Genomic DNA, 12949 nt, shown 5'->3' on the forward strand with positions numbered 1-12949 from the left:
GCTGCGGCGCCCTCGTTTCGACGCCCCGTATGGTTCCACGCAGGCCGTGTCGCTCCAAGCGCGTTTCCATGACTTTTCGCAGAGCGAAATGTCGGGTCCGCGCCAGCGCCGCCACCAATAGGGATCGATCGCCATGATTCCGCACCGCGAAATCTTGCCGAATCGCGCTGGAGAGGGCCATCGGTGCAGCGTAGTATTGCCCGCCGTGGACCGATCGAGTACCGGCCCGCACGAGACAGGCACACAAACCGGCGCACCGCGCGACTGTAAGGCGGCAGACAGCCGGTCCGACACGATGGAGTGGGAGGAGACATGGAGATTTCCCTGGCCGCGGCGGCCCAGCCCGATACCGCGCACGACGAGCGCCTGATCCGGCGCGTCTGGTGGCGCATCATGCCGCTGATCATGGTGACCTACCTGGTATCGGTCATCGACAAGATGAACGTCAGCTTCGCCAAGCTGCAGATGGTCCACCAGATCGGCCTGACCGAGACCGCCTACGGGCTGGCCTCCTCGCTGTTCTTCATCGGCTACCTGATCTTCGAGATCCCCAGCGCGCTCGGCGTGCATCGCTTCGGCGCGCCGAAGTGGATCTTCCGCATCATGCTGAGCTGGGGCATCGCCACCGTGCTGCTGGCCTATACCGCCTCGGGTTCGATGTTCGCGGCGCTGCGCTTCCTGGTGGGCAGCGCCGAGGCGGGGCTCTATCCGGGCGTGGTGTATTACCTGACGGTCTGGCTGCCGCGCCGCTACCAGGTGCGCGCGGTGGCCCTGCTCACGCTGGGCAGCGCGCTGGGCAACATGCTCGGCTCGGCCTTCGGCGGCATGCTGCTGTCGCTCGATGGCACGCTGGGCCATGCCGGCTGGCAATGGGTGTTCATCGTGACCGGCGCCTTCGCCCTGCTGCTCTCGCCGATCGTGCTGCTGCGCCTGCCCGCCAGCATCGAGACGGCGGGCTTCCTCGACGCGGCCGAGCGCCAGCGACTGGCGCGCATGGTGGCCCAGGAGGCGCCCTCCACCAACCACGAGGGCAATGTCTGGGCGGTGCTGCGCGACCGCGTGGTGATGCTGTTCGCGCTGGGCTACACGCTGCTGCTGACCTCGCTGTACGGGATCATTTACTGGCTGCCGACGGTGATCAAGGGCTTCGGCGTGTCGAGCTCGTTCAACGGCCTGCTGACCATGATCCCCTGGGCGCTCACGGCGATCCTGCTGCTCACCGTGCCGCGCCTGCTCAAGCGCGAGGGCCAGGTGCGGGTGGCGGCCGCCGCGATCGGCACCATCGGCTGCCTGGCCTTCGTGGTCAGCCTGCTGGTGAGCGACCCGGCCTGGCGCTACGTCGCGCTGGTGTTCGGCACGCCCTGCACCTCGCTGCTGCTGCCCTGCTTCTGGTCGCTGCCCTCGAAGTACTTCAGCGGCCGGCGCGCCGCGGCGAGCCTGGCCGCGATCAGCAGCATCGGCAACTTCGGCGGCTTCCTCGCGCAGAACGCGATGCCCTGGATCGGCAAGGCGCTCGGCCATGCCAGCTACGCGATGCTGCTGCCCGCGCTGTGCCTGCTGCTGCTCGGCGCCACCGCGTTCGCGATGGAGCGCGCCAGCCGCCGCGCCGCATCCGTCACCGCCGCGCGCTGAACCGGCGCGCCTGCCCTTTCGACCTCAACGATTCCACGCCCATGCAAGCCAGCCTCCCGCGCCAGATCGGCACCTTCGTCAAGACCGGCGCGCCGCAGATCATCGAGATCCTCGGCGGCGCCGGCCTCCACTTCGCCGTGATCGACGCCGAGCACGCGCCCTTCGATCGCGCCACGCTCGACATCATGGTGATCGCCGCGCGCTCGGTGGCGCTGCCGCTGTTCGTCAGGATTGCCGACATGCAGCCGGCCACCGTGCAGTCCGTGCTCGATCTCGGCGTGTCGGGCCTGCTGGTGCCGCACGTCGATTCGGCCGAGGACGCGCGGCGCCTGGTGGCGCGCACGCGCTTCCTCGACGGCGAGCGCGGTTATTCGAGTTCGCCGCGCTTCGCCGGCTACGGCGCGATGGGCATGAAGCGCGCGGTCGAGGCCGGCAACGGCACCACGGTGATCTGCCAGATCGAGAGCCGCGCCGGCTGCGCGGCGGCCGCCGAGATCGCCGCGGTGGACGGCGTGGCGGGGCTGTTCGTCGGCCGCGCCGATCTCGCGCTGTCCTTCGGGCTCGCCGATGCGCGCGCGCCCGAGGTGATGCAGGCCACCGTCGAGGTGCTCGACATCGCGCGCCGCGCCGGCAAGATCGGCGGCGTCGCGATCGGCGAGAGCCAGGAATGCGGCGAGTTCGAGCCGATGGGCGCGAGCTGGTTCGTGGTCGGCTCGGACCAGGCGCTGCTGCGTCGCGGCGCGCTCGCGATGATGGCCTGACACGGCAGCCGCCTGCCGGGACGCCGCCGGCCGGCAAAGCTGGGATAATCCGCCTGGATCAAACGTGATCGCGCCGGCTCTCGCCGAGCGCCGATACGAACCAGAGACAAGATCGGAGACAGACCGGAACCCCAAGATGGCGGAACGCGATTCGTCGATCCGCGCGGTCGAGCGGGCCATTGCCCTGCTGCGCGCGCTCAACCAGATGCCGGTCTCGACGCTCGACGGCCTGCATCAGTCCACCACCCTGCCCAAGCCGACCCTGGTGCGGCTGCTGCGCACCTTCGAGGAACTGGGCCTGGTCGCGCGCGGCGCGCGCCCCGGCGAATATCGCCTGCTCGACGGCGTCAACGCGCTGAACTCGGGTTATCACCACGTGCCGCGCGTGGTCGAGATCGCCGGGCCGCTGGTGCGCGCGCTGACCGAGGAAATCAAATGGCCGATCGCCGTCGGCATGCTCGACGTCGATGCGCTGGTGGTGCGCCACAGCACCATTCCCTATTCGCCGCTCTCGCTGCTGCACTCCTCGATCAACATGCGCCTGAGCCTGGTCTCGCGCGCGCTCGGGCGCGCCTACCTGGCGTTCTGCTCGCCGGAGGAACAGGAGATGCTGCTGGAGATCGTGCGCCAGAGCCATCATCCCGAGGATCGCCTCGCCCACGATCGCGAGGCCGTGCAGGCGATGCTGGAGCAAACGCGCCAGCGCGGCTACGGCCTGCGCGACGCCACCGTGCGGCCCGTGTCGGGCACGCTCGCGGTGCCGGTGATCGCGAAGGATTTCGTGGTGGCCTCGATCGGGCTGACCTGGTTCTCGTCCGCGCTGACGGTCGACAAGGTGGTCGAGCGTTATCTGCATCGCCTGCAGGACGTCTCGCGGCGGATCTCCGAGCAGTTGTAGCGCGCCCGAGCCGGCACGCGCGTCGCGGCGGCGCCGCCCTCGTCCGCGCTCGCGCATCCATCGCCGCTATAACGACAGGGGCCGCTCGCCTTTCGGCGCAATTCGCACAATTCGCACTCGCGACTATTTCATTGTTTGGCAAACCCGGCATCTAAATTCGAGTCTTCACGCTTTTTCCCGCGATGGGCCGCGCGTAGATTGCAAGGCACTCCGGCGCGTCGCCGTCCTGGCGACGACCGGTCCACACTAGGTGAGGAACAGCATGGCCAAGCTCGAAGGAAAGGTCGCACTCGTCACGGGTGCCTCGAAGGGAATCGGCGCGGCAATCGCCAAGGCGCTCGCCGCCGAGGGCGCATCCGTGGTGGTCGGTTACGCCAGCAGCAAGTCGGGCGCGGAAAGCGTGGCCGCCGAGATCCGCGACGCCGGCGGGCGGGCGGTGGCGGTGGGCGGCGACGTGTCGAAGGCGGCCGATGCCGCGAAGCTGGTGCAGGCCGCGATCGACGAATTCGGCGCGCTGCATACCGTCGTCAACAACTCGGGCGTGTATGCCTTCGCGGCGCTGGAAGACATCACCGAGGACGAGTTCCATCGTCAGTTCAATACCAACGTGCTGGGCTTGCTGCTGGTCACGCAGGCCGCCTCGAAGCACCTTGGCGAAGGCGCGAGCGTGATCAACATCAGCTCGGCGGCGACGCGGATCACCCCCGCCACCACCGCCGTCTATACCGGCACCAAGGGCGCGGTGGATGCGATCACCAACGTGCTGGCGCTGGAGCTCGCGCCGCGCAAGATCCGCGTCAACGCGATCAACCCCGGTTATGTCGAGACGGAAGGCACGCACGCGGCCGGCATCGCGGGCTCCGAGATGGAAGCGCAGTTCGTGGCGCAAACGCCGCTGGGCCGCGCCGGCCAGCCTGACGATATCGCCGGCGTCGCCGTGTTCCTGGCCTCGGACGACGCGCGCTGGATCAGCGGCGAGCATCTGCTAGCGGCCGGCGGCCTGCGCTGAGATCGGCCGGCGCGCCTCGGGCCCTGGACGGCAGGCCCGAGGCGCGCCGGATCGGACTCCATCGACGCATCACAAGGCCGGGGCAAGCCCCCGGCGGTACCGGTCGCGCGCTGCTCGCCGCGACCGGTACCAGGCGGGCTACCGGCTCGCCTGGTCTTCCAGGCCGTCATTCGCGGCGATTCCCGCATTTCATCTCTCCCACGCGACGCGTCGCATCCTTTCAAGCGGCTTTCTCGCTCGTCCCCGCCTAGCTCGTTCCTGGCACACGCCGCGCCGCCGCGAGCCTGCGCGCCATCGTCCCATCCGCCGCGCGCCCGACGCGCCGCGCCTCGCCGTCCCGACTTCCCCCAATCAAGTTTTCGCGCGCCGCGCCGTAGACGCTATGAGCGGGTGCCGTCGCCCGCCCTCGATTCCCCGTACCCGATTACCGCAACCGCCTCCCGATTCGCGCAGCCCGCCCTCTCCTCCCAAGGCCATGATGTCCTCACTCCGAAGCCGCATCCTGATCATCTCCTCCGCCACCGTGATCGGCGCGCTCGCGCTGTCGGGCGCCGCCGCCTACTTCACGGTGCGCGCCAACACGATGGAAACCATCGCGCAGAACCTGGACGCGATCGCCGGCGCCAACACGCTGGCGATCGACAAGTGGGTGGAGGCCAAGGCGCAGGCGGTCAAGGCTTCGGCCGACGACGTCGAGCACGGCGATCCGCAAGGTTTCGTCAAGCACATGGGCCGCGCCAGCGGCTTCCCGATCACCACGGTCGGCTGGAGCGACAAGAGCTTTTTCTCGACCACCAGCACCGCGCCGGGCTACGACCCGACCGCCCGCCCCTGGTACAAGGCCGCGCTGGCCGCGGGCGCGCTGGTGGTCACCAAGCCCTATGGCGACTCCTCGACGGGCGCGCCCTACGTGTCGTTCTCCGCGCCGATGATGCGCAACGGCTCGGCCGACGGCGCGGTGAGCGGCGCGGTGCCGCTCGAGGGCGTGCGCGAGGTGGTGTCCACCGTGCATCCGACGCCCGCCAGCCTGGCCTTCGTGGTGACGCGCGACGGCCAGGTCATCGCGCACCCGGACGCCAAGCTCGCGCTCAAGCCCGCCACCGATATCGCCGAGGCGCTCACGCCCGCAGCGCTCACCTCGCTGGCCCAGGCCGGCGCGCCGATGGAGATCGCGCTGGGCGGCGTGGCGAAGCTGCTCAAGGCCCAGCCGGTGGCCGGCACCGACTGGTACCTGGTGATCGCGCTCGACAAGGCCGAGGCCACCGCGGGACTGAGCCGGGTGCTGCGCACGCTCGGCGTGGCGATGCTGCTGCTGACGCTGGCCGCGGTCGGCCTCGCGGCCTTCTTCACCTCGAACTCGTTCCGCAGCCTGTCGCGGGTGCGCGACGCGATGGACACCATCGGCTCGGGCGGCGGCGACCTCACGCATCGCCTGCCGGTGGCCGGCCGCGATGAGGTGGCGCAGATCTCCGCTTCCTTCAATGCCTTCGTCGACAAGATCAGCGCGGTGCTGCACGACGTGAAGTCCGGCGTGGACAGCATGAAGCTGGCCACCGGCGAAATCGAAATGGGCAATCGCGACCTGTCGCAGCGCACCGAGACTTCGGCCAGCAACCTGCAGCACACCTCGGCCGCGCTCACCGAACTGACCGCGAGCGTGAAGCAGTCGGCGGAATCGGCGATGGAGGCCTCGCGGCTCGCGACCTCGGCCAGCGAGGCGGCGGCGCGCGGCGGCGAGGTGGTGACCAGCGCGGTCAGCACGATGGACGAGATCGCCCGCGCCTCGGCGCGCATCACCGAGATCATCGGCGTGATCGACGGCATCGCCTTCCAGACCAATATCCTCGCGCTGAACGCGGCGGTGGAAGCCGCGCGCGCCGGTGAGCACGGCCGCGGCTTCGCGGTGGTGGCCGGCGAGGTGCGCACGCTCGCCCAGCGCTGCGCGACGGCCGCGCGCGAGATCAAGGACCTGATCCAGTCCTCGGAAGCCAGCGTCGATACCGGCGCGCAACGCGTGCAGGCGGCCGGCGCGGCGATGCGCGAGATCGTCGAGGGCATCGAGCGCGTCAATCGCGTGATCGGCGAGATCGACGGCGCGATGAACGAGCAGAGCACCGGCATCAGCCAGATCGATCGCAGCGTCGCCGAGATGGACCAGGCCACGCAGCAGAACGCGGCGCTGGTCGAGCAGTCGACCGCCGCCTCGGCGACGCTCAACGAACAGGCGCATGGCCTGTCGGGGATCGTGGGGCTGTTCCGGTTGCGGCAAGCGGCGGCGACGAGCTGAGCGAGGCGCGCAGGAGCGCCCCGCAAACCCGCCTCAGGACCCGCTGCCCGGCGCCTTGGGCAGCGCATCCGCGGCCGTCATACGCGTGTAGTCCGCATCGGGGCCGGACGGCGGCCTCAGCTTGTCGGCGGCCGCCCACTGCGTGGGCGTGGCGGACAGCTGGTAGCGCAGGGTCGCGCCCTTGTCGATGGCGCCCAGCGGCAGCCAGGAACCGGCATAGTCGGCGCCGTCGAGCTTCAGCGACCGGATATACGCGAACGCGGGGCGCCCCGAATCATCCATGGCGACCTGCCTGTCGCTCTCGATCCGCAACTTCCTGCCCTTGCCGAACCAGACGGTGATCCCGCTGAACTGCGGCGTGGACAGGGCCAGGCCGGCCTCGGACGGAATCACCGGGAACATGCCGAGCGCCGCCCACACGTACCAGCTCGACATCGCACCCATGTCGTCGTTGCCCGGCAGCCCATTGCGCTTGGTGGTGAAGGCCTTGGACATGATGATCGGGATGACGTACTGCGCCCCGCTCGGTTGCCCGGCCCAGTTGTAGGCCCACGGCGACTGGAACGCGGGCTCGTTGCCGATGTACAGGGTGTGGGACGACTCGTTGCCGTTGAGCGCCTTGGAACCGGGCGAGCTGGAAAAAGGCGCCGTGATCGAAAACAGCGCGTCCAAGCGCGAAACAGCCGCCTGCTTGCCGCCGATCGCATCGATCAGCGCCGACCAGTCCTGCGCGAAGCTCCAGAAGTAGTTCTCCTCGGTGGATTCGTGGAAACCGCCCCGCGTGAGCGTGCCCAGCGTGCCGGGCACCGCGCCGTCGGGCGGCGCATTGCGCGCGGCGATCGTCTTGCTCGTCTCGTCGAAGATGTTGCGCCACCACGAGGCGCGCGCATAGAGCGTGCGGATCTGCTCCGGCGTGACACCGCTCCCCGCGGCGCTCAGCACGCTGGCGGGCAGCGCCTGCAGGAAGGCAGCGGCGGAACGGTCGCTCAGCACGCGTTCGATGGTCGTGGACGACGAGTGCTCGTCCTTGCTCTGCGGAACGTAGCGCAAGTGGATGAAATCAGACAGATAAGTGTCGCTGGGGCGATCGTTGCATGCGCTGGCCGTGTCGAACACGGATTGCTTCGTCAGGCGCGCCGCCGAGACCAGGTCGAAATCGGTCGCGCCGAACTTGTATGCGGCCGCCATCACGTTCAATGCATTGTCGCCCCTCATCGGCGTCGAGTCGTCGCTGCCGTCGACCCAATGCGGGAAGGCGCCGCACTGCAAACCGTCGGTCACCAGCGACTGCATCATGTCGCTCGACTCCTTCGGCGCCAGCATCGCCAACAACTGCACCTGCGACCGATAGGTGTCCCACATCGAGAACCCCGTGTAGTGATTGCCGCCGCCGCCCTGCGACCCGTCGTGGCGGCGGAAGGCATAGTCGGCGAGTCTCGCCGTGGCCCGCTGCGGCACGAGGCCAGTCTGGTCGACCTGCTTCGGGTATCGGCCATCCGCGCCTTTCGGCTGACGCATGCTGCGGAATTCGCCGTTCGTGTCGCTGTAGAGCGTCGGTGCACCGAACACACGGTAGAGCGCCGTGTAGAACTTGGTCAGGTTCGCCCGTTGTTGCGGATCCAGCTCCGACGGATTCGCGGCCTGGTCGATCTGGATCGTGTTGAGACGGTCGTTCCAGAGAGCCGAGGCATTCGCGCGAGCGTCGTCGAAGCTCGGCTTTTCCCCCTCCCCAAGCAGGTTGCGTCGTGCGTTCTCGATGCTGACCGAGGAGACCGCCACCTTCATGGTCACCGTCCTGTCGGTATCGCTCAGGTCGAATTGCAGGGTCGCGGCTCCCTTGACGACGGTGTTGACCGACGAGGTATCCGCCTGCTTGCGCAAGGGCTTGTCGAAGCTCGCGTAGAAATACACGGGCGCGTTCCAGGGCGTGCCGTAAGGCGTGCAGAAGGCCGGCGCCACCGCCTGCCCGCTGATCGATCTGCCGTCACTGCCAAGCGTCAATGTCACGCGATCGGGGGTAATCCTGGTGGCCGAGGCGTTGCTGCCGGCATTCAGCCGGGCATCGATCGAGAAGAATCCGCGGTCCTTGTTCGCATAGGTGATGCGCGCCATGCCGACGCGCGCCGTCGCCGTCAACTCCGTGACGATGCCGTTCCCGAGGCGGACCTTGTAGTAGCCGGGTTCCGCCGCCTCGTCCGAATAGTCGTACTCGGTACCCGCCGGCCGGCCGGTCGGCGCGATCGCCTTGGCCGTATCGCTCGGCAGCATCGCCACGGTACCCTGCCCCGGGCATCCGACGCCGCTCAGGTGCGTCACGCTGAAGAAGTGGATGGTACCGTTCGCCCCCCATCTGGACGACAGGTAACCGCCCGATCCGTTGAAGTCGCTACGCGGTGTGTTCGGCCCGAAATTCACCATGCCGAACGGCACCGTCGCGCCCGGACTGACGTTGCCGGCATGGCGTGAGTCCGGATTCATCCCGGTACCGATGAACGGATCGACGAACTGCGTCAGCATCATGTCCTGACGACGCGGCGATGGTGGTGCCGATTCGCTCCGGGCTTCGGTGGGTGCTTGCGGCCGCGGCGCAACGCCGGTGGCGACGGGGGTTTTCGCGGGCGAAACCAGGCTGGCGCTGTCCGTCCCGTCTCCGCCACATGCGCCCAGCGTCGCGCAGATCAGCACCACGGTAATCACAAGTTTTGAATTCGTCATTTCCAGATATCCATCGATAAATTTTTTCAAATGGGAAAATTTAAATTCACGCCCAATGACAAATCATTATCGATCGCCCCGAATCGAGGCCGACATCTGGAATAACCCTGTACGACCTCAGTTTAGCGGCCTTCATTACGTGTTTCTCGTCGCGACGTCGGCACTATCCCATTTTCATCCACCTTGTCATCTTCAACATTTAAATAGGAATTTTCTTATTTACTATTTAATTTATATTTCCGACAAATCACCCATTTCATTATCAAGACGGAATACCGGACGCGGTAATGACCGATCGCGATGGCCGGATAAGACCCCTCGAACGACCCGCTCGGCGCTTGGTCGGCATTCCGGCCGGTTCTATCCTCGGCTCCAGACGAGTCGCACAATCCGCGCGACGCCCCAACCCAGCGAGCCAGGCCCATGAGCCGTGCAGACCTCCCGCCGCGCACGCATGCCGCCCTACCCGACTACCCGACCTACCGCGAGGCCCTCATGGGCCAGCGCCTGCCGGCCGCCTTCGTCGACCTCGACCAATTCGATGCCAATCTCGCGGACCTGAAGCGTCGCGCGCGCGGCCTGCCGATCCGGCTCGCCACCAAGTCGTTGCGCTCGCGCGAGCTGATCGCCGCGGCGCTGGCGGGCGGCCCGTTCATGCAGGGTCTGTTGTGTTATTCGGCCGCCGAGGCGGCCTGGCTGGCGGACAGCGGCTTCGACGATATCGTGGTCGCCTATCCCGGCGTCGAGCCCGACGACTTGCGTGCCGTGGCCGTGCAGTCGAGACGCGGCCGCTCGATCACGCTGATGGTCGACGCCGCCGCGCAGGTCGACGCGATCGCGCGCATCGCACGCGACGAGGCCGTGACGATCCCGCTCGCGATCGATCTCGACATGTCGTCGGCTTATCCGGGCCTGCACTTCGGCATGTACCGCTCGCCGGTGCGCGACGTCGCGGCCGCGCTCGCGCTCGCGAACCATATCGGCGACCAGGAACAGGTGCGGCTCGCCGGGCTGATGGGCTACGAAGGCCAGATCGCCGGCCTGGCCGACATGACGCCGGGCGGCGGCGCGCGCAATGCGCTGATCCGCGTGCTGAAGCGCCGCTCGGCGCGCGAGGTCAACGCGCGCCGGCAGGCCGTGGTCCGCGCGCTCGCCGAGGCCGGTCACGCGCTGCGCTTCGTGAACGGCGGCGGCACCGGCAGTTTCGAAAGCACGCTGGACGATCCCTCGGTCACTGAGCTGGCCGCCGGATCGGGCCTCTACGCGCCCGCGCTGTTCGATCACTACGCGGCGTTCCATGCGCGGCCGGCCGCCGGCTTCGCGCTGCCGGTGACGCGTATTCCGCGGCCGGGCATGGCCACCTGCTCGGGCGGCGGTTATATCGCCTCCGGGCCGGCCGGCCCGAGCCGGCTGCCCTCGCCATGGCTGCCCGCCGGCTGCACGCTGGTCCGCAACGAAGGCGCCGGCGAGGTGCAGACGCCGCTGCGCCTGCCGCGCGGCTTCAGGCCCGCGATCGGCGATCCGGTCCTGTTCCGCCACGCCAAGGCCGGCGAGCTGTGCGAGCGCTTCAACAGCCTGCTGCTGATCCGCGATGGACGCGTGATCGGCGAGACGCCCACTTATCGCGGCGACGGCAAGAGCTTCTTCTAGCGCGGGCATCCCGCCGTTCGACGGCACGACATTCGGGAGACAGGCTCCATGTGGAGAAACTGGTCGGGTTATGTCAGCAGTCCTGAAGCAAGCGTCTCGACACCGGCCTCGCATGAGGCGCTCGCGGCCGTGCTGCGCGACGCGGCTCGACGCGGCGTGACGGTGCGCGCCGCCGGCGCCGGCCATTCGTTCTCGCCGCTGGTGCAGACCGACGGCGTGATCCTGTCGCTCGACGCGCTGCAGGGCGTGATCGAGATCGACCGCGAGCGGCGCGTGGCGCGCGTGCACGCCGGCACGCGCCTGTGGGCGCTCGGGCCGGCCTTGGCCGAGCAGGGGCTCGCGATGGAGAACCTCGGCGACATCAACGTGCAGTCGATCGCCGGCGCGACCAGCACCGGCACGCACGGCACCGGCATCCGGCTCGGCAACCTGGCCACGCAGATCGACAGCCTCGTGTTCCTGCGTGCCGACGGCTCGACATGCCGCGCATCGGCCGATGCCGATCCGGCGTTGTTCGCCGGCGGCCGGATCGGGCTCGGCGCGCTCGGCGTGCTGACCGAGATCGGCCTGCGGCTGGTGCCTTCGTTCCGGCTGCGGCTGGAGCGCGGCACGATGCGGCTCGACGATTGCCTGCTGCAGGCGCCGACGCTGATCGAACGGCATCGCTCCTTCGAGTTCTACTGGTTCCCGCATACCGATACCGTGCTCACCAAGGCCTGGGACCTCTGCGACGAACCCGCCGAGCCCACGCACCGGGCGAGCCGCGCCGCCGAGTCCTTCCTCGAGAACACGGTGTTCGGCGCCTTGTGCGGGCTCGGCCGGCACCTTCCCTCGCTGTGCCCGGCGCTGAGCCGTCTGTGCGCCTCCACCGTGTCCGCCGGGCAGCGCGTCGATGCGAGCCATGCGATGCTGTCCACGGTGCGCCGGGTGCGCTTCAACGAGATGGAATGGTCGGTGCCGGCCGAACGCGGCGCCGACGCGCTGCGGGAGATCCGCGCCTTCATCGCGCGGCGCGAGTTCCCGCTGATGTTTCCGATCGAGTATCGCTGGGTGCGCGGCGACGACATCTGGCTGAGCCCCGACTATGGACGCGACAGCGTGCGCATCTCGGTACACCAGTATCGCGGCATGCCCTACGAGGCGTATTTCGCCGGCGTGCAGGCGATCTGCCGCAATCATGGCGGCCGGCCGCATTGGGGCAAGGTGCATGGCCTGGGCGCCGCCGAGCTCGCCGGCTGCTATCCGCGCTGGGACGACTTCCTCGCGCTGCGCGAACGGATGGACCCGCGGGGCCGGTTCCTGACGCCCTATCTGCGCGGGCTGTTCGGCCTGACGCGCGGTGCGTCGTCCGTCCCGGCGCCCTGCTACGGGACCGACCCGATGCCTGAAACCGCGCGCATCGCGCAAGATCGGGCGGGTTCCGATCAGGAGGCCTCATGATCACGACCGACCCGCAAGCCGGCGCGCCTCGCCCCGATCCGCCGGCCGGCGCGGTGATCCGGCTCGCCCTCGCCTTCGCCGCGGCCACCAACGGGCTGATCCTCTCGCCGTTCCTGGTTGCCGCGGTGATGGCGCGCTTCCGGCTCGACGAAGGCGCCGCCACCGCGCTGGTCAGCGCCGAGATCCTCGGTATCGCGATCAGTTGCGCGCTGCTGTCCCACCGCATCGCGCGCGCCGCGCGTGGCTACACGCGACTGGGCATGCTCGGCACGATCGCCGGCCAGGCGCTCGGCGCGCTCGCGCCCGGCGTCGGCCTCGCGGCCGCCGCGCGCGGGCTGACGGGCCTGTTCGAAGGCATGCTGTTCGTGGTGGTCGCCTCCGGCGTCTCGCGGCGCGCCTCGACCGACCGCCTGTGGGGGATCATCAACCTGCTCGCGGGCGGCATCAACGGCGGCCTCCTGGTGCTGATCTCCGCGCTGCCGGGCGCCTGGCTCGGGCGCTGGGTGTTCGTCCTGCTGGCTGCCGCGATCGCGCTGCTGGCGCCGGCCATCCGCGGC

General features: G+C 68.9%; 8 protein-coding genes and 1 pseudogene. 8 read left to right on the forward strand and 1 reads right to left on the reverse strand.

What is annotated here, in order from left to right:
- Nucleotides 1-312 precede the first annotated feature (312 nt).
- From F3J18_RS22835 to F3J18_RS22855, 5 genes are all read left to right on the forward strand, one after another.
- Complete coding sequence (locus F3J18_RS22835; protein WP_017920766.1) at nucleotides 313-1632, forward strand: MFS transporter; 1320 nt, start codon at nucleotides 313-315, stop codon at nucleotides 1630-1632.
- A gap of 41 nt (nucleotides 1633-1673) precedes the next feature.
- Complete coding sequence (locus tag F3J18_RS22840; RefSeq protein ID WP_166914383.1) at nucleotides 1674-2393, forward strand: aldolase/citrate lyase family protein; 720 nt, start codon at nucleotides 1674-1676, stop codon at nucleotides 2391-2393.
- Between the two features lie 136 nt (nucleotides 2394-2529).
- Complete coding sequence (locus F3J18_RS22845) at nucleotides 2530-3291, forward strand: DNA-binding transcriptional regulator (RefSeq protein ID WP_025102193.1); 762 nt, start codon at nucleotides 2530-2532, stop codon at nucleotides 3289-3291.
- 262 nt (nucleotides 3292-3553) lie between these two features.
- A complete protein-coding gene (locus F3J18_RS22850; RefSeq protein WP_047837281.1) occupies nucleotides 3554-4300 on the forward strand; it encodes a glucose 1-dehydrogenase in 747 nt (248 codons plus the stop codon).
- A gap of 478 nt (nucleotides 4301-4778) precedes the next feature.
- Nucleotides 4779-6587, forward strand: a complete 1809-nt coding sequence (locus tag F3J18_RS22855; RefSeq protein WP_166914385.1) for a methyl-accepting chemotaxis protein — start codon at nucleotides 4779-4781, stop codon at nucleotides 6585-6587.
- Between the two features lie 33 nt (nucleotides 6588-6620).
- Here F3J18_RS22855 and F3J18_RS22860 read toward each other — a convergent pair whose 3' ends face one another.
- Nucleotides 6621-9107, reverse strand: coding sequence for a GH92 family glycosyl hydrolase (locus F3J18_RS22860; RefSeq protein WP_240154655.1), 2487 nt, complete (start codon nucleotides 9105-9107; stop codon nucleotides 6621-6623).
- A 618-nt stretch (nucleotides 9108-9725) separates the two neighbouring features.
- On the opposite strand from F3J18_RS22860, the gene F3J18_RS22865 reads away from it, so the two are divergent.
- From F3J18_RS22865 to F3J18_RS22875, 3 genes and pseudogenes are all read left to right on the forward strand, one after another.
- A complete protein-coding gene (locus tag F3J18_RS22865) occupies nucleotides 9726-10952 on the forward strand; it encodes an amino acid deaminase/aldolase (RefSeq protein ID WP_166914389.1) in 1227 nt (408 codons plus the stop codon).
- 48 nt (nucleotides 10953-11000) lie between these two features.
- The gene (locus F3J18_RS22870; RefSeq protein WP_166914391.1) at nucleotides 11001-12392 is read left to right on the forward strand and encodes a D-arabinono-1,4-lactone oxidase; all 1392 of its coding nucleotides are present in this window, start codon (nucleotides 11001-11003) and stop codon (nucleotides 12390-12392) included.
- Nucleotides 12389-12949: pseudogene (locus tag F3J18_RS22875) on the forward strand (MFS transporter); the annotation flags it as partial. The gene F3J18_RS22870 and the pseudogene F3J18_RS22875, both read left to right, overlap by 4 nt.

The sequence above is a fragment of the Burkholderia sp. Ax-1720 genome (genome assembly GCF_011753035.1).
Classification (GTDB): Bacteria; Pseudomonadota; Gammaproteobacteria; order Burkholderiales; family Burkholderiaceae; genus Burkholderia; species Burkholderia gladioli.

What these genes read in the sequence shown, in the direction of transcription:
- F3J18_RS22835 (WP_017920766.1), top strand. Translation starts at nt 313, where the DNA reads ATGGAGATTTCCCTGGCCGCGGCGGCCCAGCCCGATACCGCGCACGAC.
- F3J18_RS22840 (WP_166914383.1), top strand. Translation starts at nt 1,674, where the DNA reads ATGCAAGCCAGCCTCCCGCGCCAGATCGGCACCTTCGTCAAGACCGGC.
- F3J18_RS22845 (WP_025102193.1), top strand. Translation starts at nt 2,530, where the DNA reads ATGGCGGAACGCGATTCGTCGATCCGCGCGGTCGAGCGGGCCATTGCC.
- F3J18_RS22850 (WP_047837281.1), top strand. Translation starts at nt 3,554, where the DNA reads ATGGCCAAGCTCGAAGGAAAGGTCGCACTCGTCACGGGTGCCTCGAAG.
- F3J18_RS22855 (WP_166914385.1), top strand. Translation starts at nt 4,779, where the DNA reads ATGTCCTCACTCCGAAGCCGCATCCTGATCATCTCCTCCGCCACCGTG.
- F3J18_RS22860 (WP_240154655.1), bottom strand. Translation starts at nt 9,107, where the DNA reads ATGATGCTGACGCAGTTCGTCGATCCGTTCATCGGTACCGGGATGAAT.
- F3J18_RS22865 (WP_166914389.1), top strand. Translation starts at nt 9,726, where the DNA reads ATGAGCCGTGCAGACCTCCCGCCGCGCACGCATGCCGCCCTACCCGAC.
- F3J18_RS22870 (WP_166914391.1), top strand. Translation starts at nt 11,001, where the DNA reads ATGTGGAGAAACTGGTCGGGTTATGTCAGCAGTCCTGAAGCAAGCGTC.